This window comes from Alteromonas sp. AWJ4_197 (assembly GCF_056160285.1).
Genome location: NZ_JBSWWW010000008.1, coordinates 1 through 23,286, shown reverse-complemented (window position 1 = coordinate 23,286; position 23,286 = coordinate 1). Strand labels below are relative to the sequence as shown.

Below are 23,286 nucleotides of genomic sequence, written 5' to 3'. Positions count from 1 at the left end.
GAATAATAAAATCTCATTTAAAACAACATCTTAAACATCTGGCACGGGCATTGTAATAACTATTGTGTAACCGAACAAACAAGACAGTTAAAGGAGAAACACAATGGGTATGTTTTCAAGAATGTCAGATATCGTACAGGCGAACATCAATGCCATGTTAGATAAGGCGGAAGATCCTGAGAAGGTCATTCGCCTGATCATTCAGGAAATGGAAGAAACGCTGGTGGAAATGCGCTCCGTGGCAGCGAAGTATCTGGCTGAAGAAAAGTATCTCGATCGTCAGGCTGAAAAGCTTCAGAAGGATGTTGACGGCTGGATGGCAAAAGCTGAGCTGGCGATGGATAAAGGCAAGGATGATCTGGCGCGGGCAGCGCTGGTACAGAAAAACGCTTTCAGCGACAAGCTGGCAGCCATTGAATCTCAAAAAGTGCAGTTAACTGAAATGTTAAGCAGTATTCAGGAAGACACCGGTCGTCTGCACGCAAAACTGGCTGAAGCCCGTCAGAAGCAAAAGAGTCTGGTGGCAAGAAAACAGAATGCCGGCGTGCGTCTGAAAGCCCGCAGTGTTACTCACAGCGAGCAAATTGAATCGGCAATGGCGCGTTTCGACAGCTACGAACAGCGTATTGAGCACCTGGAAGCGCAGGTTGATGCCTATGATGTCACCGATGGCAGCGGGCAGTCTCTGGAAGCTCAGTTTAAAGCGCTGGAGACCAGCGATGCCATAGATGCTGAACTGGCGGCCATGAAGAAAAAACGCGCTGCCTGAACGATAACTGAAATTGATACGGCTACGTGCCGGATGGCGCGTACCGGCCATACAGGAGAATATGATGAAATTTCCGCAAACTGATAAACGAATCTACCGCGATACCAGCAACGGCGTGATAAGTGGCGTCTGTGCAGGCCTGGCAAAATACCTTGATGTGGATGCGACCTGGGTAAGAGTCGCCGCTGTTACCGGATTGATCCTGTTTCATGTGCCGGTATTAATAGCTTATATCGCAGCAACATTTCTGTTACCAAGGTGGGCGTAATGAAAAATGCATTTATGGCTGTCATCATTGCACTGATCCTTGTTTACGCCTTTGGCAATCTGTTTAATGACTGGTGGGGTATTCATTTGATGATGGGTGACGATATGTTGTCGCCGTTAGAAAATTTTGCCGCTGCATCGGCGGTGGGTCTGGTGTTTGTTGCAATCGGGTTCATTGTCGCACTGAGTGTGTTCGGGACGCTTGCTCTGGCTGTCTTTGCCTGTGTAGCAGCGCTGCTGGTGACGGGGCTGAGTGCACTATGGCCGGTGTTACTGGTGGCAGCCGTCATCTGGCTGTTCCGCCGTCCCCGTCAATCCCGAACGGTGTATCCGAATCATTAAGTGATGGAAAAGCGAAGTAAATTAAGGCGAAAATTCGCCGTCATGATGCTAAAGTGCAGGTACATGGTAATAAATGGGCGTTTACAACGCCCATTTTGTCATTAGAAAAGGATATTAACGTTGAGCATTAAACAATACTTAAACACCAAAACGATTTCAGCAACCGTGCTGATCCTGTTTTTACTCTTTTGGTTAATTGGCGTGTATTGGAGTGTCGAGCCTGACACATTTGATGTAAGACAGTCTGTCGCTGCAACGGCAGAAAACCCCACTCAAACTGAAGTGCCCGGATACACTGTAACGACCACGTTGATTCTGGTAACTGAACATATGCTGGATAAGCCGGGCGGATATCTGTCAAATGATGTTATGCCCCCCGGCCTCTTTTTAGACAACATGCCTGCCTGGGAATACGGGGCGCTGGAAATGATCCGTGATTTGTCGTTGTCCATGCGTAAGGATTTCAGCCGTTCTCAGTCCCAGTCTATTGAAAGCCCGAATCTGACAAAAGCACAGCCGGAATTTAACGTAAACAGCCGGAGCTGGGCGTTACCGTCTGCAGAGTCATCTTACCGTAACGGTATCAAGGCATTAAAAGCCTACAGAGCAGAACTGGTAGACCCGACCCGCGGCGACGGTCAGTTCTATACCCGCGCCGATAACCTGCGGGACTGGTTGAAGCAAGTTGAAAAACGTCTGGGTTCTTACTCACAGCGTCTGAGCGCCAGTGTAGGTTCGTCGCGGATGAATACAGACCTTGCCGGTGATAAAAATGCCAGACAATCTACACCGACTGTAAATGAAAAAGTGGTGAGAACCAGCTGGTGGAAGCTGGACGATAATTTCTATGAGGCCCGCGGTGCTACCTGGGCAATGCTACACTTCTTAAAAGCGGTGGAAATTGAGTTTGCGGATGTACTGGAAGACAAAAACGCGCTGGTCAGTTTGCGTCAAATTATCCGTGAACTGGAAGCTACACAACAAACAGTGTGGAGTCCGATGATTTTAAACGGGGATGGTTTCGGTATGATGGCGAACCATTCTCTGGTAATGGCGAATTATATTTCCCGTGCTAATGCAGCACTAATCGAACTGACTGAACTTCTCAATCAAGGATAATTCATGAAAAAATGCATTATGGCAGTAGCAACCGCTGCAGCTTTATCTGCATCGCCTGTAATGGCAGACACACTGGCCGGTCTTTATCTCGGTGGTCAGGGATGGCGCACAAGTACGTCAGGCGGCTTCGCTGATGACGGCACATTTTCCAATGACAGCACGATGGCTGACTTCAACTTTGACAGTCAGGCAAACTCTTCCTTATATATCGCTGTTGAACATCCGGTGCCGTTTTTGCCAAACGTCAAGGTGAACTACACTACGCTGGACTCAGATGGCACCACTGCGCTGCAAACCAGTTTCACCTTTGATGGCGACTTGTACACCACCGGCAGTGATATTTATACGCAGGTAGAAATGTCCACCACCGATCTGACACTGTATTACGAGCTGTTTGACAACGACCTGGTCAGTTTTGATTTGGGTCTGACAGGCAAATACATCGACGGTACATTGTTTGTCAATGATGCTGATACACAGACCAGCGGCGAGCTGCCTTTTTCCGGTGTTATCCCCATGGCTTATTCACGGGTTGCTGTAGGCCTGCCGTTTACCGGTCTGGGCGCTTATGCCGAAGGGAATTATCTGTCGGTTGGCGATCATACCTTCAGTGACTATCAGATTGCGCTGACGTATTCCTTTATTGAAAGCCTGGCAGTAGACATGACGATTCAGGCTGGTTACCGGAATGTGGAAGTGGATCTGGATGATCTTGACGGTGCCTATGCTGATATGAGCTGGGATGGTCCGTTTGCGGGTATTGAAATCCACTTCTGATCCCGCTGACCGGCTGGTCAGATAAAACCGCCGGACTAATCTGCGATTGTAAAACTGCCGTAAGCATTGCTTGCGGCAGTTGTCTTTTAGAGGGTGATCACATTTCAAGAGTGCTTTTTAAAAACTTTAGAGCATAAAAAAGTGTGATTTATTCTTTTCTCTTCTCAAAAAAAGTCGATACCTTTACGCTATCTCAATAAGGCTTATGAGTTATGTCAGCGAATTCGAATCAAAATCAGGCACCCGGTGCGGTGCTCAATGAGCAACAATGGAATGCGATTACGCAGGCCATTGCAGGCTTAAACCGTGATCAGCTTACCTGGGTAAGTGGTTACGCAGCAGGAATGGCAGCCGCGCAGGGTGGTGCTGTTGCACCTCAGTTAGCAGCGCCGGCGGCAGCGGGCAATGGCCCGGTGCTCACCATTCTCTATGGCTCGCAAACGGGTAATGCAAAAGGTGTTGCCCAGCAGTTTCAGGCGCAGGCCGAAGCAGCAGGGTATACCAGCAAACTGATTAGCATGGCTGATTACAAGCCCCGCCAGATCAAAGCAGAAAGCCACGTTGCTGTGTTTGTCAGCACACACGGTGAAGGTGATGCTCCTGATGATGCAGTGGAATTCCACGAATTTTTAGGTGGCAAAAAGGCGCCTAAGCTGGATGGTCTGAAATATGCGGTACTGGGTCTGGGTGACAGCAGCTACGAGTTCTTCTGTCAGACAGGCAAAGACTTTGACGAGCGTTTAGGCAAGCTAGGCGGTTCGGCTGTTGTTGCACGTCAGGACTGTGATGTTGATTACGAAGATTCAGCGAAGAGCTGGGGTGAGCAATTAATTGCTGCGTTGAAGGACGACTTCGCCGGTGCACCGGCAGGCGCTGCGGTTGCTGTGCAGTCAGGTTCGGCAGTCGCCGGCAGTGCAGAGCAGACCTACACGAAAAAGGCGCCTTTTGCAGCTACGCTTATCGAGTCGCAAAAAATTACCGGCCGCGATTCTGTTAAAGACATCCGTCATGTCGAAATCAGCCTGGAAGATTCCGGTATTCAGTACCGTGCTGGTGATGCACTGGGCGTGTGGTTTAAAAACGCTCCGGCACTGGTTGAAGAGATGTTATCTCTCACCGGCTTAAGCGGCAGTGAAGAAGTGAAAGTGGCTGATGCTACAACGACTATCGCAGATGCCCTCGCCGGGAAGCTGGAACTGACGTTGAGTTATCCGACTTTCGTCAAGGCTTATCAGCAGGCTACCGGCTCTGATGCTCTGGCTGCGCTGATTGACGATCCTGCTCAGTTACGGACTTATCTGGCTGAGCGTCAGATCATCGATATCGTACGGGAACATCCTGCAAAGGTTGATGCGCAGGTACTGACTGATGCATTGCGTCCGCTGACGCCCCGTTTATATTCCATTGCTTCCAGTCAGGATGAAGTGGAAGACGAAGTGCATCTGACCATCGCTCATGTTGATTATGAAGCCTTTGGCAAACGCCATCAGGGCGGCGCATCCGGCTTCCTCTGTGAACGTCTGGAAGAAGGCGCAGAAGTGGAAGTGTACATTGAGAAAAATGACAACTTCCGTTTGCCAGAAAACCCGGATACGCCAGTTATTATGGTTGGGCCGGGCACCGGTATTGCGCCGTTCCGTGCCTTTATGCAAGAGCGTGACGCACAAGGTGCAGACGGTAAGAACTGGTTGTTCTTCGGTAATCCTAATTTTACTCAGGATTTCCTCTATCAGGTTGAGTGGCAGGGCTACGTGAAATCGGGTCTGGTTGACAAGATCACACTGGCATTCTCCCGCGACCAGAAAGAAAAGATTTATGTGCAACACCGTCTGATCGAAAACGGTAAAGACGTATTCGAATGGTTAGAAGCCGGCGCACATTTCTATGTGTGTGGTGATGCAACCCACATGGCAAAAGATGTTGAAGCTGCATTGTTATCAATTATTCAGCAGCACGGCGGCAAGTCTGAAGACGACGCCAAAGAGTATTTAGTTGCCATGCGCAAAGCGAAACGTTATCAGAAGGATGTTTATTAATGAGTAACGAAAAGTCTCCTTTTATTGTTGAAGGCAAACTGGCCGACAACGAACGTTTGAAGCGTGAAAGTAATAATTTACGTGGCACCATTGAGCAGGATCTGAAAGACGATCTCACCGGTGGCTTCACGGCTGATAACTTTCAGCTGATCCGCTTCCACGGTATGTACCAGCAGGATGACCGCGATATTCGTCCTGAGCGCGCAAAACAGAAGCTTGAGCCGCTGCATAACGTGATGCTGCGTGCCCGTTTACCCGGCGGTATTATTTCTCCTGAGCAGTGGCTGGTTATCGACAAGTTTGCTGAAGAGCACACCATGTACGGCAGTATTCGCCTTACTACCCGTCAGACGTTCCAGTTTCACGGTGTACTGAAGCCGCATATCAAGCTGATGCACCAGACGCTGAACAGTACCGGTATCGACTCTATTGCTACTGCCGGTGATGTGAACCGTAACGTACTGTGTACTTCCAATCCGGTAGAGTCTCAGCTTCACGTAGAAGCTTATGAGTGGGCGAAGAAGATTTCCGAGCACCTGTTGCCGAAAACCCGTGCTTATGCCGAGATCTGGCTGGATGGCGAGAAAGTTGAATCTACTGAGAAGCCGGTTGAGCCGATTTTAGGTGATAACTATCTGCCACGTAAGTTCAAAACTACTGTTGTGATCCCACCGCAAAACGATGTGGATGTTCACGCTAACGATCTGAACTTTGTCGCTATTGCTGAAAACGGCAAGCTGGTGGGCTTTAATGTGCTTGTTGGCGGTGGTCTGGCAATGACCCACGGTGATAAGTCTACGTATCCCCGTAAAGCGACTGATTTTGGTTTCGTCCCGCTGGAAAATACGCTGGATGTAGCGGCAGCAGTGGTAACGACTCAGCGTGACTGGGGTAACCGTGTTAACCGTAAGAACGCGAAAACCAAATACACCCTTGAACGTGTGGGCGTTGAAAACTTCAAAGCGGAAGTGGAAAAACGTGCAGGTGTGAGCTTTGCTGACAGCCGCCCGTATGAATTTACTACCCGTGGTGACAGCTTTGGCTGGGTTGAAGGTATCGATGGTAAGTACCACCTGACTCTGTTCATCGAGAATGGCCGTATTCTTGACTTCCCGGGCCGTCCGCTGAAAACCGGTTGTAAGGAAATCGCGAAGATCCACAAAGGTGACTTCCGGATGACCGCAAATCAGAACCTGATTGTTGCAGGTGTACCGGCGGATCAGAAAGCTGTGATTGAAAAAATCGCCCGCGATCACAAGCTGATTGAAGACGATACATCTAACCAGAAGCTCGACTCCATGGCTTGTGTGTCGTTGCCAACCTGTCCGCTGGCGATGGCTGAAGCTGAGCGTTATTTGCCGGAAGCGGTTGACCGCATGGAAGGACTGTTATCACAACATGGCGTTGCAGATGACAGCATTATCTTCCGTATTACCGGATGTCCTAACGGGTGTGGCCGCGCCATGCTGGCCGAAATTGGCCTTGTGGGTAAAGGTCCGGGTAAATATAACCTGCACCTGGGCGGTAACCGTGAAGGTACGCGTATTCCGAAAATGTATCAGGAGAACATCAGTGAAGATGAGATCTTCTCGGAACTTGATACATTGATTGGTCGCTGGGCGAAAGAACGTGAAAGCGGTGAAGCGTTCGGTGACTACGTCGTCAGAGCAGGCATCATTGCGCCTGTTGTTGACTCAGCAAGAGATTTCTATGACTGATACCTTAATCGACACCACATCACCGCTGTCACTGGACACCAGTGCGGCGGAGATTGCAGCAATTAATACAGAGCTGGAAGGCATGGATGCGGCTGGCCGTATTGCCCGGGCACTGAAAATGCTGCCCGGCAACGCGATTTTGTCTTCCAGTTTTGGCGCACAGTCTGCGGTGATGCTGCATTTGCTGACTAAAGCAATGCCGGATATTCCCGTGGTTCTGACGGATACCGGTTATCTTTTTCCGGAAACCTATAAGTTTATTGATGAGCTTACCGAAAAGCTCAATCTGAACCTTAAGGTTTATCGTTCTGACATGACCTCCGCCTGGCAGGAAGCCCGATTTGGCCGTTTGTGGGAACAGGGTGTCGAAGGCATTGAGAAATACAACCGGATGAACAAAGTTGAACCGATGCAACGGGCGCTGAAAGAGCTCGGTGCGGGTACATGGTTTGCCGGTTTACGCAGAAGTCAGTCTGATACCCGGGAAAAGTTACCCGTACTGCAGAAAGTTGGCAATCAGTTCAAGGTTTATCCGATCATCGACTGGTCGAATAAAGATTTGCACTACTATCTGAAAGATAACGATTTGCCGTATCACCCGCTATGGGAAGAAGGCTATGTGTCCATTGGTGACTGGCATACTACTCAGTCTCTGCAAGAAGGCATGAGTGAGCAGGATACACGCTTCTTCGGATTGAAGCGGGAATGTGGCCTGCACGAATTCGGTGACGGTATCTGATTGTTGACAGATGATCAGGAAGGGCGGCTGCCAGCTGGTATGCCGCCCTTTTTTATTTACCCGGTTATTCAATAATGAAAGACTGGCTGAGGCGTTGCTTAAGTGCATCCACATATGCCGATGCATTATGTCTGGTTATGAGTCTGGCAAGCTCTGCACCGGTACTGGTAAATTTATAGTATACAAAGGCAAGTCCCTGACCGGATGGGGTTACAGTAAACGTGTCGTTACCGCAACGCCATTTGATACCTTCAGACACCGGTAATTCACCACTTTCAATCTCACTGGCGAATATCAGTTTCATGTCGATAAGGGCAAGCAGATCCGGATAACTCAAGCCATAGGCAGCCAGGTTTACAGGCTCGGGCTGACGGTGACCAAATAAACGCCAGAAACCGGGCTTACGGTGATAGCCGGTAATCAGGCGGGGCACGGTATCTCCCTGACGTAAGCAGGACAAAGAGGCTGCTCGGGTAAACATTGCTGCATCCCGTTGGGTCAGCACTTTTAGTGTTTCCAGTGTACGCAGTGAAAACGCGCCGGGCTTACTGACTTCAACAGCAAAAATTTTTCCCCATAGTCCCTGCATCGCAGGGGAGTGAATATTCTCTGCCAGACGGGAAAATGCATAAAACCAGTCGGGATCAACCGGTTCATTGCTGGTCTCCGTTAAGCTGACACTCAATGCAACATCCATGATGGCTTGCAGGTTTTTTATGCGCGACAACGCCAGAATATCATTTCTGCGTTTAATCGCCTGCTGACGGGCAGCTTCATCCGGCAGAATCATGTTGTGACCTATGCCTGCACGGGCAAACAGCGACTGTATACGTTGCGCATTGTCACTGGCAGAGCGTGAAGCCGTGCTGCTTTTACGGGGTTCTGCCTGCGTTCTGCCGGGCTTTTCAGTTTTCACCGTGACAGCCGGCTGAACCGGGGGAGATTGACCGGAATCCGTTACTTTCATAGAGATAGCGTTCTTGTAAAGTCTGCTGGTACTGTACGCCCGCCGCAAAGGTTAAGCAACTTGTCGAATAACTTGCAAAAAGACAGCCAGCGAGTACGATTAAATAAGGCGATATATAAGGATAGATATTCGATGTCATCGGCTGGTTATGAAAATGATGAGCTTATTTTCTTAGATGAAGAAGCACATCCGGAGTTAGAGCCTCAGATCCACAAGGTGTGGAATGTACTTATTGTCGATGACGATGAGGAAATTCATACAGTCACAAGACTGGCGCTGGCAGATTTGATTGTCAGTGACAGAAAGCTGAATTTTATGCACGCCTATTCCGGTGAGCAGGCTAAAGCGTTACTTGAAGAACATGGCAGGGACGTGGCCATTATCCTGCTGGATGTGGTAATGGAAACCGATGATGCCGGTTTGCAGGTTGTGCAATATCTCCGTGAAAATCTTGATCTTCCGGAGCCCCGCATAATACTCCGCACCGGACAGCCCGGGTACGCCCCGGAAGAGCACGTGATCCGCACCTATGACATCAACGATTATAAAACGAAAACAGAGCTGACCCGCAGTAAGCTGCTGACCACCGTTTTGTCGTCAGTCCGCTCGTACCAGCAAATTCTGACCATCAGCCAAAGTCGTCTGGGCCTGCAGAAAATCATCGCCTCTGCTTCCAACTTGCTGGAAGAACACTCTGTGAAGGGGTTCTGTGAGGGAATCGTAACCCAAATCAGTTCCTTGCTCGGGCTGGAAGCTGAAGGCGTGGTGTGCGCGAGGGCGGGCTCCGTACTCGACAGAGACGACAATGGTGTCTACATACTCGGTGCGGCGGGCAACTTTGCCAGCTTTATCAATGAGCCTGTAGAAACCATTGAAGACCCTGCCATTGTTGAGAATATCAATCGAAGTTTACGCCTTAAAAAACACATTCTTGAAAATCACAGTTCTATTTTGTATCTGAACAGCTCGGGTTTTGAAGCGGCTGTTTATATGAATATGAATAAGGAGCTGACTCAGGTCGACCGGCAACTGCTCGAGGTGTTTCTTTCCAGTATTTCGGTTGGCTATGAGAACGTGAACCTCTTCCACGAATTAAGAAATGCAGCCTTCCGTGACTGGCTTACCCGGTTGCCCAACCGGAATGAATTTATCAACATGCTGGACCGGCCTTCTGTATCCGGTGCTGCCGATCTGTGTGTGGCGCTGGTAGATGTAAATCACTTTTCAGACATCAACGACGGTTTGGGTCAGGAAGCGGGCAACATGCTGCTGAAGGCCATTGGTGAAAGACTGGAAGCGAGTTTTGACGAGCGGGTGATTAAAAGCCGTATCGGGGGAGATGTTTTCGGTTTAATTGGTTCTGAATTGCAGGTCACACCGCAGGCGATAAACGCTGTGTTCTCTGAAAGCTTCACCGCCGGCGACCATACTTTACCTGTCAATGTGACCATCGGTCTCTACCGGATTGGCTCTGACAAGAGCATTGGTATCGATACGCTGAAGAGAACCAATATTGCCCTCAACCGGGCGAAGAAAAAGCTGGCAGACAACTTTGAGTATTATCAGCCTGAGTTTGAACAGCGAACAACCCGCCAGTTAAATATGATCAGGCAATTACGCACCGATTTTCAGAATCGCGTGTTGCAATTGTGGTTTCAGCCTCAGGTGGACCTGGTCAGTGAAAAGGTCATCGGTGTTGAAGGCCTGCTACGCTGGCCTGACGGAAAGGGCGGATATATTTCGCCGGCCGAGTTCGTGCCAATGGCTGAGTATTCCGGTTTAATTGTCGATATCGGTCACTGGGTGGTAGAAGAGTCATGCCGGCGCATAAAAGAGCTGACGGACAGTGGTTTCGATGATATCCGCGTAGCGGTCAATGTGTCTATCCCTCAGTTCAGAGACCGTCTGTTTGTAGAGAAGGTGAAAAGTGCACTGACACGCTATGGCTGTTCACCTAAACGACTGGAGTTGGAGATCACTGAAAGCGTGGTGATGGATGAACCGCAAATTGTCATAGACGCACTGACACTGCTTAAGGAGTTCGGCGTTGCCATTGCAATTGACGATTTCGGTACCGGTTTCTCCTCCATGAGTTATTTGCAAAAACTGCCGCTGGACCGGCTTAAAGTCGACCGCTCATTTGTGAAAGACATTAAGCCAGGCGAAAATGCAGTCATTGCAGAGACTATAGTGACACTGGGTAACAAGCTTGGTCTGGTGACTATTGCTGAGGGCGTGGAGAAGCGTGAGCAGGCCAGCTTTATGATTAAGCTTGGTTGCGACGAGGCTCAGGGCTTTTTGTTTGCCAAACCTATGCCCTTTGATGATCTGAAAGCATTTCTGATTGCTAAAAATAATGAAAGTGACGATGAATAGCATCGTCCCGGTGTGACACGATAAATTACGTATATTTTCGCTATTTTTGGTATTCAGATTAATACTAAATAATGAGTGGAAATGGCTGGTTATCACTTCTGAAAAGGTTGGGGCCGGCTAATCTTCGTTTATGCGGGTTTATCACATTGTGATTATAATGTTATCAGATGTCTGTTTTTGCTGCTCTTCAGGCTTCTCAGGCGATAGCTGAACGCAGTACCACCGGGGGATTCCCCTGATACTTCTAATTACATCCGGAAATATTTCATTGTGTCACATTACTGTCATATTGATGTGATCTGAATTTGACTGACCACCGTTTATACAGTATGCTTTATCATAACAGTATCCACTGTATCACAGGAGTAATCACATGCGTAAAACAATTATTGGCCTCGCGCTCTTAACGTCGTTTGGTGTTGCGCATGCGGAGTCTGGTGAAAGCCAGCTTTTCGATTGTATGGATGCGAAAACATTCGAAATGAATAACCAATGTATGACTGATCAAATCAGCAACAACATTCGTTACCGCGATGCACAACAACAAGTAACAGAGCAGGCGAGCGAAAACTTTGGCGACTACGCCATTGCTACAATGACTTTCGATGCTGAAAAAATGCAAATCGATATCGTAGCTCACAGAGACGCGCTTCAGGCTAAAAATAGCTTAGCAATGAACCGCTAATTTGTTCTGAACTGAAAAACCGGCTTTTTTGAAGCCGGTTTTTTTATGCCCGCAAAAGCGGGCAGATGTGTTAGGAAACCGGATTCAGAAAATCCGGTTGAGCCCGTTTAATGCTGCCACCCGGTATGCTTCTGCCATGGTAGGGTAATTGAAGGTGGTATTTACAAAGTAATCAATCGTATTCCCGCCATCTTTTTGCTGCATGATTGCCTGGCCGATGTGCACGATTTCAGAAGCCCGCTCTCCGAAGCAGTGAATACCCAATACTTCTTTGGTTTCACGGTGGAAGAGTATTTTAAGGCTGCCCACGGTGGTGGATGCAATTTGCGCGCGGGCAAGGTGCTTAAACTGGGCACGGCCTACTTCATAAGGCACTTTTAAAGCAGTCAGTTCCTGCTCATTTTTACCCACAGAGCTGATTTCAGGAATTGTATAAATACCAGTGGGTATGTCTTCAACCAGGCCAGAGTTTGCTTTACCGGAAATCATGGCTTCTGCGGCAGAGCGGCCCTGATTGTAGGCTGCCGAGGCCAGACTCGGGTAACCAATCACATCACCGACCGCGAAGATATTATCGATTTCGGTACGGTAATTCTCATCTACCCGCAGTTGTCCCCGTGAGTCGGCTTTGAGCCCAACAGCATCGAGATTGAGCATGTCAGTATTACCGGTACGGCCGTTAGCAAACAGCAGACAGTCTGCTTTCATGCGTTTGCCGGATTCGAGTTCCATAATCACACAGTCGTCATGGCCTTGTACGCTCTTATAGGTTTCAGTGTGACGGATAACCACACCGTTGTTCCACAAGTGATAGCTCAGGGCGTCAGAGATCTCTGCATCAAGGAATGACAGCAGACGATCCCGCATATTCACCAGATCTACTTTCACACCCATACCCCGGAAAATGCTGGCGTATTCCGAACCGATTACCCCGGCACCGTAAATAATGATGTTTTGCGGCTCATGCTTAAGCGACAAAATGGTGTCTGAGTTATAAATACGGGGGTGATTAAAATCTATATCCTTAGGTGAGTAAGGGCGTGAACCGGTTGCCAGGGCAACCTGACGTGCAGTGATGAGATCCTTTGAGCCGTCGGGACGCACAATTTGTATTGTATTTTTATCAACAAAGCTGGCTTCACCGTGGATGAGGCTTACCCGGTTTCTGTCATAAAATGATGTACGCAAACGGGATTGCTTTTTAATCACGCCGCTTGCATGACTCATGATGTCCTGAAAAGTAACGTGGCGGGCAACCTGATTTTCCGAGAACAGTGAAGTGGTATTGTATTCAATCAAACGGCTGACAGAGTGACGTAAAGCTTTTGATGGAATTGTGCCCCAGTGAGTACAACCACCGCCGACGGCTTCGTAGCGCTCAATAACGGCGACTTTCTGACCGGCTTTGGCCAGCTGCATGGCCACACCTTCACCACCGGGTCCGGTGCCGATCACAATGGCGTCAAACTGATAAGAAGGTTCTGCGACTTTCGCTGTTTTCTTTGTCATGGTCGAAAATACTCAATGGTTGCTGTACCGGCGGGAACCGGTAGATACGTTGCTGGACTGGAATAGTGTCATGCAAAGTCTAGCAACATTCTGATAAGAAAGACAAAGTTTCCGTTGCCCATTTCCGGTTTCATCATGCATTTTTAGCGTCAGGCAACGCCATCGGAAACGTCATGATAAATTCTGTGCCGTTGCCTTCTTTCGACGTAAACACAATCCTGCCGCCGAGCAAATTAGTAACCCACTGGTGAACGAGGTGCATACCAAGACCGGTATTGCCTTTGTTGCGCGCTGAAGTCACAAAAGGCTCGAATATAGTGTGCTGAATTTCATCCAGAATGCCACAGCCATCGTCTCTGACTTTGACTTCAAAACTGTTCCCCTTCTCACGGGCGGTGATGCAGACTTCCCCGTTACGTTTATTCGCAAAGGCATGCTCAAAGGCATTGGTGATAAGGTTCTGTAAAATTTGAGAGTAAAGGCCGGGGAAGCTCACAATTTCCAGCGTTTCCGGTATGTCTACTGTCAGTTTTACCCGTTTGGCGCTGGCCTGAGCTTCCAGCGTGCGGACCAGATCACCCACTACTCTGTGCAGAGAAAACTTCACCGGCGTTTCGCTTCCGCGGTCCACCGCCAGCCGTTTAAACCGTTTAATGAGCTCGGTTACACGTTCAAGGTTATGCTTAGACAGGGCCACGCTTTCCCTGGTATATGCCACGTAAGCATCGAGATCTGAGCGGGTCAGTCCGGTACTGATTTTCTTTTCCAGCGCGTCGAGCTGGTTATCAATAGCCGATACGCACATGGTTGTGCCGCCAATGGGGGTGCTCAGCTCATGGGCAACACCGGCTACCAGCATCCCAAGAGACGCCATTTTCTCTGACTCGACCAGTTCGTCACGGAGGCGGGTTTGTTTATCCAGAGCGGATTTCAAATCCTGTTTCTCCGTTAACAGTTGATCTGTCAGATGGGTAACATGGGATAACTGTTTCAGGTCCCTGGTAATCAGTAAGCCGGCAATAAAAAAGCAGCAAACGAAAGAAATTAATCCCGGTAATAGCGCATCTTTTACCAGTAAACCGTGGTAATCGGCGGGTGTGCGGGTGAGAATGAAGTACGGGTCAACCGTATGAGTGTGCTTCATTCTTAACTGCAAGGCTGCACCGCTGAACAACGCATCTTCTTCTCCGGAGACCAGGGAAACAGCTTTGTTGTTTTTTAGTTTCCCGAGAATATCAGGTTGAGCCAGCTTAATGTTCGCAGGCGTGACCCCGCGGCTGGCGGTCCATTCTTTTTCTGCATCAGGGTGCAGCATCCATTGAATGGCACCTTCGGAAATCAAAAGCTGCGTTTGCGTTTCTTCAAAGGTTTTCAGGTGGTCGAATAAAGACGTCAGGTCAAAATTAATCACCAGGAAACCTTCTCCAAGAGGATGAGAAGGAAATGTGTGCAGTATTGCCCGCACGGTCGGCTGAAAGGGCGTGACCAGCACACCATTTTCCATATTCAGATCGATGGAAGAAAGCGTCATGATCCCGGCCGGCTTTTGCTTTGCCTGCTTAAAGTAATATCGGGTGGACTTATCCTGTAGCTGTTCCGTCGGGACAATCTGAACGCCGTCGGCAAGAAAATTAACCCGTACCGTTTCAACCCCTTCGGGGTTCAGCCATCGCATTTGGGATACATTATTAAGCACACGGCCAATGCGCAGAAACAATTGAGCTTCCGTTTCATCCTGTAGCCCGGCAGACATAATATCTACCAGGTGCTCGTTAGCCAGCCTGGCGACATTGGTAATATCACCCAGTTCCTGACTGAAAGCGGTGTTGACCGATGATATGACGGACGCATGTTCAACACTCAGTGACTGCATCGACTGGTTATAGAACCATTGGTACACCAGTGACCCAGTCAGTACAGACAAAATAAAATTGCACAGATATAACCAGCAGGCCCTTTGCCAGTGTTTTTTCTCACTCATCGCCTTTGTCCGTTAAGCCAGTCGATAAGGTCGGGTAATGCCATGGGGCGGGCAAACAGAAAACCTTGTCCGGTTTCATACCCTTTACTTAACAACGCTTCCCGCTGTCCTTCAGTTTCAATGCCCTCAGCAACAACCTGAAAATGACATTGTTCAGATAGCCTGTGCACCATGTCCAGAATATGATCAGGAGAGTTCGGGGTCGCGGTATTTAGTGTATCGACAAAGCTCTTATCCACTTTCAGTGCTGAGGCCGACAATGTACTGAGGTGAGCCAGCGAAGAATAGCCGGTACCAAAGTCATCAATACTGACTTTGATCCCCATTTTCATCAACGTATTGAGTATCGGGTTGATATCCTCATAATCTTCCATGGCCTGAGTTTCAGTGATTTCTATCTCTATCTGCTCCGGCAGCACATTATGGGTAGCCAGCGCGTTTTCCAGTGCAGGAATGAAGTTGGGTGCTATTACATCGGCATGGGTCACATTAAACGCCACAGAGAAGTTATGCCCTGACTCTTTCAGCACTTTTGCAGCGTAGACAGCAAGCTCCATCACCAGGCTGTCCAGACGGGTGATTAACCCGGATGCTTCAGCAAGAGGGATGAACACATTGGGCGGAATGATTTCGTTACTTCCTGTGCGCCAGCGAATAAGTGCTTCCAGTCCGGTTGTCACACCGGTTTTCAGATCCACTTTCGGCTGGAAAACCAGAAAGAACGGGTGAGAGTCGGCAATGGCATCAGACAAAGATTTCAGCAGCTTGTGGCGGGTGCCCATTTCGTCCAGCAATTGTCGTGAAATGGTCTGTACGGAATGGTCCCGCCGTTTCCGTGAGTTATGCACCAGTTGCGCCGTCTTCAACGACTTACGTAAATCATCCAGCTCTAAATCTTTCACTGCCAGATGGCTGATACGATTCGTGACCCGTTGCTCAACATTATCGACATACACCGACAGCTCGGCTAACTGACTCAGTGAAGGTTCCTGAGACACTTTTTCCGTTTTATACAGCAGCGCAAAAAAACCATCTCCCAGATAACAAATTGTCATCGCTTTCTGACAGCGCTTTTTCATTTCGTTCAGACAGCCGGCAAGCAGGGCATGGCTGAAATCTGTGCCCAGTGTGATTTCACTGGTTGAGAAATCCGTCATATTCACCAGCACCAGTGAGGTTGAATGCAAGTCAGACAGTGACATATTCACTATTTCGCGGTGCAGCCAGTTTTTGTTCGGAATTTGCAGAGTTTCGTCAAAATAAGCCAGCATGGACAGTTTGTTGAGCAATGCCAGGTTAACGAAACCATTACCGATGTTTTCGCTGTACACCATCAGCAGTGTAATGTGGCTTTGCTCCAGAGGCATGGGGGACTGGACGATGACAAGATAGTGATTGTTGTCTACATCTGCCGTATTGAAATAGAGAATTGACCAGGTTTCATAAAATTGATGCTCATGGGTGTGCAGAGCGGTGTCGATGGCCTTCAGCAATCCGGAACTCGCGTGAGCCTGATATTCACCTAATAAGTCTGAAAGCATAGTGGCATCAGAACGACTGAAGTCACCACTTGATGCTACCACTTCGCATTGTTCCATTGACGCCATGGTCGGACGGTAGGCGCACACCACACCACCAGTTTCAGGAATGCCAATGACACGGGATACTTCATTGAGCACGGTGTACGTAAACTCGCCCACATCCTGCTTTGACGTCAGGGCTCTGGAGGCATCCACAATCATCTGCAGTCCGCGCTTGGCCACGTACAATTCATTCAGATTAGACCAGGTTTTAATGTTACTGGAAACAATGCCTCTCAGCTTTTCTTCTGTCAGCTCAACTTTGTTCCAGTACTCATCAATATCGTATTCTTTAAATGTGTCCTGACGGGGAGCCATACCGGGCTGGCCGGTGAGCAGGATAATCCGCACGCGGGAATTACCTAACACGGTTCTGATGGTATTTACCAGAAACAGGCCTGCGTTATCCTGCTCCATCACAACATCCAGCAGGATCACCGCAATATCGTCGGTTTCTGCCAGAATGGTTGAGGCCTGAGCTGCAGAATTAGCGGTCAGAAACTTAAGCGGTTTGCCCCGGACCTTAAGGCCGCTTAAGCCCAGTTTGAGGGATTGCTGATAGCCCAAATCGTCTTCAACACTAAGAACTAACCATTCTCCTGACTGAGTATTACTGTCGTCCGGTTCAGGTTCCGGGGAAAAGGTAAAAAGCTGTTCATCACTCATGCATCCGTCCGTACTGATAAAGGAAAAGCGAGGAGTCTTATTTCAAAAAATACAGAGAAAACAGCAAGAGCAATCCATCACCTAAGTGTTGCCTATATTATTGATTTTGCAAGAAGGAGAAACAGAAACGCCGCTAAATAGCGGCGTTTCGGGCTGAGTTCAGGCCAGCTGTGGTGAAAGTGTCTGTAACTGGAGCCACTTTTCTTTCTGAAGGGCCAGTGCGTGTTTGAGTTCCTTATAATGAAAGTCAATTTCCAGTCGCTCAACCGAGCGCTTCAGGCACCGTTTACGTACATTCATAAGACGTTTTTTCGCGGCATAATAGGCAGACATCTTCTGCACTAACAACTCGTACTCGGCCTGCACTTTTTGTAATAGCTCATCGGCATCCGGCAGAGCGGCAAGTCTGGCATTGGCTTGCTGAAGCTGCATGGCTGCACGGGCCTTTTCAATCCGTTCTTCCGGTACACGGCGCAGATTTGTAGTCAGTCCCATATAAGACAGGCCACGGATCAGCCACTTGGTCGGATCGAACTGCCACCAGTAAATACCGTTGCGGTAATCATATTCAAAAATATGATGGTAGTTATGATACCCCTCTCCGAAAGTAAAAAATGCCAGGATACCGTTATCACGGGCTGTGTTTTTATCGGTATAAGGCTGACTGCCCCAGAAATGAGCAAGCGAGTTAATAAAGAAAGTGACATGGTGGACCATGAATAAACGGAATACACCGGCAAAAAGAATCATACTCAGTACATCGCCGTTCAACCAGCCCAGCAAACCTGTGATCCCGAAGTTTGCGATAAGCACGATAGGCAGGTAATACTTATGTTGCCACATAACCACCGGATCTTTCTGTAAATCCCGGCAGTTGCTGTAATCGTCATAGCGATGAGACTGATATTCTCTCAGCATCCAGCCAATATGGGCGAACCAGAGGCCCTTTTTAGCTGAGTACGGGTCTTTGTCGTTTTGATCCACATGACGGTGATGGATACGGTGATCGGAAGACCAGTGCAGGATACTGTTTTGCAATGCCATTGCACCACCGATGGCGAGAATGACCCGTACAACAATATTGGCGTTATAGGTTTTATGAGACCACAGACGGTGATAGCCGGCAGTAATAGACATACCGGTGAAATAAAATAATACGACAGCCGTCACCACTTCCGTGGTGTCGAATCCCATGGTGACCGCCCAAAGGGGCACTGCCAGTAACGCAATTGCACCGGTAATAATAAATACCAGAACATTGGTCAGGATAATTGGTGGTTTTTTCATGATAACAACTCGGCTTACAACTGTACGCTAATTTATCGTTTTCACCGGGCGCAGGCAAGGGAAAAGCGACATTTTCAGCTTTAAGTATAGTGCAGATTCTGTGAAACTGATGTGCCGTCATCGCCGGGGTAAGGTACAATCGATACCGTTTTACAGGTATCCGGAATGAAAAGAAGGAGTTGGCGGTGAGTCGTCAGGAGCAAAAATTAAAAACCCGCCAGAATATTATCAATGCTGCTTTTGGTTTGCTTGATGAGCAGCGCAGTTTGTCTGCTATCAGTTTACGTGAAGTCTCCCGTGCAGCCGGCATTGCGCCGACTTCTTTTTACCGTCACTTCAAAGATATGGACGAACTCGGTCTGACGCTGGTGGACGAGGCTGGTCTTGCACTCCGTCAACTGATGCGTCAGGCAAGACGCCGTATCGCCAGTGGCGGCGGGGTTATCGATACGTCGGTTGATACCTTCATGGAATTTATTACCGCCAATACTAACGTCTTCAGATTACTGCTCCGTGAACACACCGGCACCTCAACTGCTTACCGGATGGCAGTACTGAGGGAAATTCAGCATTTTATTGAAGAACTGGCTGATTATATTGTTGAAAGTCAGGGGGCAGAGCATCAACTGGCAAGTCTTCAGGCAGAAGCCATGGTCCGGCTTGTATTCAGTGCCGGAGCTGAAGCATTAGAAGTGGATGTGCCGTTGAGGCAGGAAATTGGTCACAGGGTAAAAGCGCAATTGCGTTTTGTACAGTTGGGGGCAAAAGTCTATCGCCCCCCGGAAAGTCAAAAGTGAGTAATTAACGGTTTCTCTTAACCAGTTTTACGCCGGCTTCAATGTGGTGCGTAAAAGGGAATTGATCGAACAAGGCAGACGCCACCAGATCGTGGGTTTGCGACAATGTCGCCAGATTCGCTGCCAGCGTCTCGGGATTACAGGAAATATAAATAATTTCCGGATAGTCCTGAATCATCTTCAGTGATTCTTCATCAAGACCGGCTCTTGGCGGGTCAACCAGTACAGTCGTAAAGTTGTATTCTGATAAATCAATGCCGTTAAGGCGGGAAAACTGACGTCCGGTTCTTAATGCTTCTGTAAACTCTTCTGCAGACAGACGAACAATCTCCACATTGTCTATGTTGTTCACTTCAATGTTAAATTGCGCAGCGTTAACCGAAGGTTTGGCGATTTCAGTGCCGATGACTTTGCGAAACTGGCTGGCCATAGGCAGTGAGAAATTACCGGCTCCGCAGTACATTTCAAGCAGATCGCCGCTGGTGTTTTCACACACAGACAATGCCCATTCGATCATGCGGCAGTTCACTTTTGCATTCGGCTGGGTAAAGCTGTTTTCGATATGCCTGAATTGATAGTGTCGTCCGTTTACCGGCAGCGATTCGATGATAAAGTCATTGCCCAGAATTTTCTTCTGCTTACGTGCCCGGCCGATAACATTCACTGTGCCGAAGGTGTCTGACAACGTATCTTGCAGTGCCCTGGCAGCCGTTTCCCATTCATCATCCAGCTGACGGTGATACAGAAGGCTTATCACCAGTTCACCCGAAAGTCCGCTCAGATAATCAATCTGAAATAACTTCTTTCTCAGTACCGGGCTTGAACGAAGTGCTGTCATTAAAAATTGCATAGCGGCATTGATGGTATCGCTTGCCGGCGGGAAGGTGTCAACGCGATACTTTTCTTTCGTCTCGCTGTTGAACATGATGTGATACAAGTCATCGCCATCATGCCATACCCGAAATTCTGCACGCATGCGGTAGCCGGTTTCTTCAGAGGCAAACACAGACATCTCAGTTTGACCATATTGATCAAGTAGTTGTGACAGTCGCGAGATCTTTTCGTCTAACTGCGCGGTATATTGCTGACTGTGTGTCTGAGTTGTCATGGTAGTTGCTTCATCTTGTTTGCCGGGCTGCGCATTGTAGTGTCTTAAATTATTTGTGCAAACACTGTTCTGAGATTGCATTAAAATTAAACAATTCGTTAAGTCTGCCGATAACTAATGTGAGGTTAGTGAGGACAACATTATGAACGTGGGTGAAATTAAGGCATTTGTTAGTGAGCAGAAGCCGGCTGTTGCAGAGCAGAAGGCACCTGAAGACCCTAACAAAGCAATCAAAAAGCAGTTACAGCAGGATGGACTTCGTCAGGCTGCTGAATTTCAGCAGCGGCAAACCGCAATGGTAAGCGTCAGTAGTTCGCAGACGACCATTGGCCTGAAAGTCTACAGTTCGTCAATGGAGCAACAGATTACCGTTGACGGACAGCGTGGAAAGTTTGCAAAAGATGATACGTCAGATAAAGAGAAGGAAACCTCTTTATTTGATTTTGAGGAAGTGGCAAAAAACGTTATGCGTTTTGTCGGTGGGGTCATTCAGGGTGCTGCAAGAGGTGGTGCGGATGAAGAGAAACTCGGTAATCTTTTTTCGCAGGCGAGAGAAGGGGTTTCCCGGGGAATTGCCATGGCGGAAAAAGATCTGGGAGGCCTGATGAATGATGATATCTCAACGGGCATCGACAGAAGCCGCAGTCTCATCGAAAACCGCATTAATGCACTGGAGTCTGATCTGCTCGGTATTCAGAATGAAGATCAACTTGCCGCAGGCGGTGTTGAATCAGCTTTGAACGTTAACAGCAGCAACTCAGAGTCTGCCAGTCTGACAATTCGTACCAGAGATGGTGATGAAGTGCAGTTGAGCTTTGAGAGTCTGAGGGCTTATCAATATGCCAGCCAGCAAACCGTCGCTTATACGACTGAGCAGGGGCAGGGGGGTGATGATAATGGTTTTCAGAATGTCGTTGCTACAGACAGTACCTCTTACTCGTACTTTGATCGTCAGGGGATCAGTTTCTCTCTGAAAGGCGAGCTGGATGAAGGTGAATTAACGGCCATTGCTGATTTAGTGGAATCCGTTAACGATCTGGCTGACACGTTCTTTGGTGGCGATCTGGATAAGGCGTTTGAGAAAGCGCTGGAACTGGGATTTGATGATCAGGAACTTACGGGTTACGCATTGCAACTGAACAGAACGCAGCAAACGGAAGTTGTGAAAACTTACGGTGCTATTCAGCATTATCGTGACGGCAGCGAGTCCGGTTCCCACGGCGATGAAGCGAAGCCTGTGGCACAATATCTGAATAAGATGCTTAACGTCTTTGATTCGGCGAGACAACAACTAGCTTCAGGTGAAGACTTCAACACTCTGATAAATGGCCTGATCAACGAAATGAAGGATGTACAGGTACCGGATTTAGTCACAGCTATAAATCGTTTCCATAGTTTCAATCAGCGTTTACTTGACGCAATGCCGGGCGAGCAACAGAAAACTCAGCCTGTAGAGCCTCCGGCAAGCGAAAGCTGAAAGATACGGGCGGACTATTAAAGTAGTGATGCCCAATTCAATATTCAGATAAAAAAGAACCCCGGCATGCCGGGGTTCTTTTATGTTTGTGTAGTACGACTACTCGGTTTCTCCTTTCTCCCTTGCAGCACGTACTTTCAATGTTCTTTCCAGAAATACTTTATCGTTTAGTTCCGTAATAGCTGAATCTACGTCGCGGGTAATGACTTCGATAAATCCATACCCTTTACGTTTTCCAGTACGACGGTCCTTCATAAGACGAACACTCTGAACTTCGATGTAATCCTTGAAATATTCTTTCACTGCATCTTCGTTCGCTTTATATGGAAGATTACCTACATATAAAGTGGCTGTTTCTCCGGAAGTATCAGAAGTCACATCAGCATTCACTGTAGAGGACGTTGAAGACGAACTCAGCAGAGATGCAAGCCAGGGTGTAACGATACCGCTAATAAGCAAAGACACTGCAACGGTGACAGGAAGACTCGCTTCCAGACTAGCGGAAGAAACGATGAGATAACCTGCGATTGCGAATACCGCGCTAATTACTGCGCATTGAATAAAGCCTACTTTCATAAACCTACCTTTAATTATTTTAGTGAAACGTTGGAGGCTGTTCATAGTTTACTCATTTGTAACAAATTGAACAATGGTCTGATGAAATAGTAGACGAAAGACCAATGAAAAATAGACTTTTGTTGGAAAACCAGGCGTTTGAGTTCGAATTCGAAGAAAAAGGTCAAAAAGGATAAAAAAGGGGTTGACGAAAAATCTCTGATGCGTAGAATGCGCACCACTTCGACGGGGAACGTCAGACGGTCCACGAAGAAGTCGTTATAAGAACTTAATAATAGTTATTTATAACAGTTTTCACTGAAAACACTTGAGAAATTAAATTTCAAAAAGTTGTTGACACTGAAAACGAAGCGCGTAGAATGCGCGTCCCGCTTCAGGGTGAAACGCTGAAGCGGCTAGCCGAGGTTAGCAATTGTTCTTTAAAAATTTATAACAAGACAATCTGTGTGGGCACTCGTTAAGAGTGTCAACCGACGATTCATAAAAGTTTTTCGATATATTTAATTGAAG

At 48.1% G+C, this 23,286-nt stretch carries 19 protein-coding genes; 12 read left to right on the top strand and 7 right to left on the bottom strand.

The genetic code is table 11. The features are described from left to right. The first annotated feature begins 103 nt into the window (after positions 1–103). The 8 genes from pspA (at position 104) to ACXAGC_RS17995 (ending at position 7,767) form a co-directional block, all read left to right on the top strand. On the top strand, positions 104–769 hold the full coding sequence (pspA, locus tag ACXAGC_RS18030) for a phage shock protein PspA (RefSeq protein ID WP_474846021.1): 666 nt from the start codon (positions 104–106) through the stop codon (positions 767–769). Positions 770–830: 61 nt separating this feature from the next. Next, positions 831–1,037, top strand: a complete 207-nt coding sequence (locus ACXAGC_RS18025) for a PspC domain-containing protein (RefSeq protein WP_474846019.1) — start codon at positions 831–833, stop codon at positions 1,035–1,037. Then, positions 1,037–1,378 carry a hypothetical protein gene (locus tag ACXAGC_RS18020; RefSeq protein WP_474846017.1) on the top strand — a complete coding sequence of 114 codons (342 nt, stop codon included), beginning with the start codon at positions 1,037–1,039 and terminating at the stop codon, positions 1,376–1,378. The genes ACXAGC_RS18025 and ACXAGC_RS18020 overlap by 1 nt, the downstream gene beginning before the upstream one ends. Positions 1,379–1,504: 126 nt before the next feature. Further along, the gene (locus tag ACXAGC_RS18015) at positions 1,505–2,497 is read left to right on the top strand and encodes a DUF2333 family protein (protein WP_474846299.1); all 993 of its coding nucleotides are present in this window, start codon (positions 1,505–1,507) and stop codon (positions 2,495–2,497) included. Positions 2,498–2,500: 3 nt separating this feature from the next. Then, positions 2,501–3,274, top strand: coding sequence for a TIGR04219 family outer membrane beta-barrel protein (locus ACXAGC_RS18010; RefSeq protein ID WP_119502511.1), 774 nt, complete (start codon positions 2,501–2,503; stop codon positions 3,272–3,274). A 212-nt stretch (positions 3,275–3,486) separates the two neighbouring features. Continuing rightward, entirely contained in the window at positions 3,487–5,310 is a 1,824-nt protein-coding gene (locus ACXAGC_RS18005) for an assimilatory sulfite reductase (NADPH) flavoprotein subunit (protein WP_474846015.1), read from the top strand. Beyond that, complete coding sequence (gene cysI, locus ACXAGC_RS18000) at positions 5,310–7,028, top strand: assimilatory sulfite reductase (NADPH) hemoprotein subunit (protein WP_474846013.1); 1,719 nt, start codon at positions 5,310–5,312, stop codon at positions 7,026–7,028. Before ACXAGC_RS18005 ends, cysI begins: the two co-directional genes overlap by 1 nt. After that, positions 7,021–7,767, top strand: coding sequence for a phosphoadenylyl-sulfate reductase (locus tag ACXAGC_RS17995; RefSeq protein ID WP_303574826.1), 747 nt, complete (start codon positions 7,021–7,023; stop codon positions 7,765–7,767). The genes cysI and ACXAGC_RS17995 overlap by 8 nt, the downstream gene beginning before the upstream one ends. 64 nt (positions 7,768–7,831) lie before the next feature. Here ACXAGC_RS17995 and ACXAGC_RS17990 read toward each other — a convergent pair whose 3' ends face one another. Further along, positions 7,832–8,734, bottom strand: coding sequence for a TIGR03899 family protein (locus tag ACXAGC_RS17990; RefSeq protein ID WP_474846011.1), 903 nt, complete (start codon positions 8,732–8,734; stop codon positions 7,832–7,834). Between the two features lie 132 nt (positions 8,735–8,866). On the opposite strand from ACXAGC_RS17990, the gene ACXAGC_RS17985 reads away from it, so the two are divergent. Next, entirely contained in the window at positions 8,867–11,110 is a 2,244-nt protein-coding gene (locus ACXAGC_RS17985; protein WP_474846009.1) for an EAL domain-containing protein, read from the top strand. Between the two features lie 373 nt (positions 11,111–11,483). Beyond that, the gene (locus tag ACXAGC_RS17980) at positions 11,484–11,795 is read left to right on the top strand and encodes a pyridine nucleotide transhydrogenase (protein ID WP_119502505.1); all 312 of its coding nucleotides are present in this window, start codon (positions 11,484–11,486) and stop codon (positions 11,793–11,795) included. An 84-nt stretch (positions 11,796–11,879) separates the two neighbouring features. Here the strand turns inward: ACXAGC_RS17980 and sthA are convergent, their stop codons facing one another. From sthA to ACXAGC_RS17960, 4 genes are all read right to left on the bottom strand, one after another. Then, the gene (sthA, locus tag ACXAGC_RS17975) at positions 11,880–13,304 is read right to left on the bottom strand and encodes a Si-specific NAD(P)(+) transhydrogenase (RefSeq protein ID WP_303574822.1); all 1,425 of its coding nucleotides are present in this window, start codon (positions 13,302–13,304) and stop codon (positions 11,880–11,882) included. A 133-nt stretch (positions 13,305–13,437) separates the two neighbouring features. Continuing rightward, positions 13,438–15,285: a sensor histidine kinase gene (locus tag ACXAGC_RS17970; protein ID WP_474846006.1), complete on the bottom strand. Its 1,848-nt coding sequence runs from the start codon at positions 15,283–15,285 to the stop codon at positions 13,438–13,440. Then, positions 15,282–17,531 (bottom strand): EAL domain-containing protein, encoded by a 2,250-nt coding sequence (locus ACXAGC_RS17965; RefSeq protein ID WP_474846004.1) that lies wholly within the window; start codon positions 17,529–17,531, stop codon positions 15,282–15,284. The genes ACXAGC_RS17970 and ACXAGC_RS17965 overlap by 4 nt, the downstream gene beginning before the upstream one ends. A gap of 159 nt (positions 17,532–17,690) precedes the next feature. Continuing rightward, the gene (locus ACXAGC_RS17960) at positions 17,691–18,818 is read right to left on the bottom strand and encodes an acyl-CoA desaturase (protein WP_474846002.1); all 1,128 of its coding nucleotides are present in this window, start codon (positions 18,816–18,818) and stop codon (positions 17,691–17,693) included. Between the two features lie 185 nt (positions 18,819–19,003). Between ACXAGC_RS17960 and fabR the strand changes: the two genes are divergently transcribed. Continuing rightward, entirely contained in the window at positions 19,004–19,615 is a 612-nt protein-coding gene (fabR, locus tag ACXAGC_RS17955) for an HTH-type transcriptional repressor FabR (protein ID WP_474846000.1), read from the top strand. Between the two features lie 4 nt (positions 19,616–19,619). Here fabR and trmA read toward each other — a convergent pair whose 3' ends face one another. Continuing rightward, positions 19,620–20,723: a tRNA (uridine(54)-C5)-methyltransferase TrmA gene (gene trmA, locus ACXAGC_RS17950; protein WP_474845998.1), complete on the bottom strand. Its 1,104-nt coding sequence runs from the start codon at positions 20,721–20,723 to the stop codon at positions 19,620–19,622. 142 nt (positions 20,724–20,865) lie between these two features. Here trmA and ACXAGC_RS17945 point away from each other — a divergent pair, with 142 nt between their 5' ends. After that, positions 20,866–22,200 (top strand): DUF5610 domain-containing protein, encoded by a 1,335-nt coding sequence (locus ACXAGC_RS17945; protein WP_474845996.1) that lies wholly within the window; start codon positions 20,866–20,868, stop codon positions 22,198–22,200. Positions 22,201–22,299: 99 nt separating this feature from the next. Here the strand turns inward: ACXAGC_RS17945 and ACXAGC_RS17940 are convergent, their stop codons facing one another. Further along, positions 22,300–22,776 carry an RNA recognition motif domain-containing protein gene (locus ACXAGC_RS17940; RefSeq protein ID WP_474845994.1) on the bottom strand — a complete coding sequence of 159 codons (477 nt, stop codon included), beginning with the start codon at positions 22,774–22,776 and terminating at the stop codon, positions 22,300–22,302. Between the last annotated feature and the right edge of the window lie 510 nt (positions 22,777–23,286).

Coding starts and splice junctions, on each gene's coding strand:
- pspA (WP_474846021.1), top strand. CDS start 104: ATGGGTATGTTTTCAAGAATGTCAGATATCGTACAGGCGAACATCAAT.
- ACXAGC_RS18025 (WP_474846019.1), top strand. CDS start 831: ATGATGAAATTTCCGCAAACTGATAAACGAATCTACCGCGATACCAGC.
- ACXAGC_RS18020 (WP_474846017.1), top strand. CDS start 1,037: ATGAAAAATGCATTTATGGCTGTCATCATTGCACTGATCCTTGTTTAC.
- ACXAGC_RS18010 (WP_119502511.1), top strand. CDS start 2,501: ATGAAAAAATGCATTATGGCAGTAGCAACCGCTGCAGCTTTATCTGCA.
- ACXAGC_RS18005 (WP_474846015.1), top strand. CDS start 3,487: ATGTCAGCGAATTCGAATCAAAATCAGGCACCCGGTGCGGTGCTCAAT.
- cysI (WP_474846013.1), top strand. CDS start 5,310: ATGAGTAACGAAAAGTCTCCTTTTATTGTTGAAGGCAAACTGGCCGAC.
- ACXAGC_RS17995 (WP_303574826.1), top strand. CDS start 7,021: ATGACTGATACCTTAATCGACACCACATCACCGCTGTCACTGGACACC.
- ACXAGC_RS17990 (WP_474846011.1), bottom strand. CDS start 8,734: ATGAAAGTAACGGATTCCGGTCAATCTCCCCCGGTTCAGCCGGCTGTC.
- ACXAGC_RS17985 (WP_474846009.1), top strand. CDS start 8,867: ATGTCATCGGCTGGTTATGAAAATGATGAGCTTATTTTCTTAGATGAA.
- ACXAGC_RS17980 (WP_119502505.1), top strand. CDS start 11,484: ATGCGTAAAACAATTATTGGCCTCGCGCTCTTAACGTCGTTTGGTGTT.
- sthA (WP_303574822.1), bottom strand. CDS start 13,304: ATGACAAAGAAAACAGCGAAAGTCGCAGAACCTTCTTATCAGTTTGAC.
- ACXAGC_RS17970 (WP_474846006.1), bottom strand. CDS start 15,285: ATGAGTGAGAAAAAACACTGGCAAAGGGCCTGCTGGTTATATCTGTGC.
- ACXAGC_RS17965 (WP_474846004.1), bottom strand. CDS start 17,531: ATGAGTGATGAACAGCTTTTTACCTTTTCCCCGGAACCTGAACCGGAC.
- ACXAGC_RS17960 (WP_474846002.1), bottom strand. CDS start 18,818: ATGAAAAAACCACCAATTATCCTGACCAATGTTCTGGTATTTATTATT.
- trmA (WP_474845998.1), bottom strand. CDS start 20,723: ATGACAACTCAGACACACAGTCAGCAATATACCGCGCAGTTAGACGAA.
- ACXAGC_RS17945 (WP_474845996.1), top strand. CDS start 20,866: ATGAACGTGGGTGAAATTAAGGCATTTGTTAGTGAGCAGAAGCCGGCT.
- ACXAGC_RS17940 (WP_474845994.1), bottom strand. CDS start 22,776: ATGAAAGTAGGCTTTATTCAATGCGCAGTAATTAGCGCGGTATTCGCA.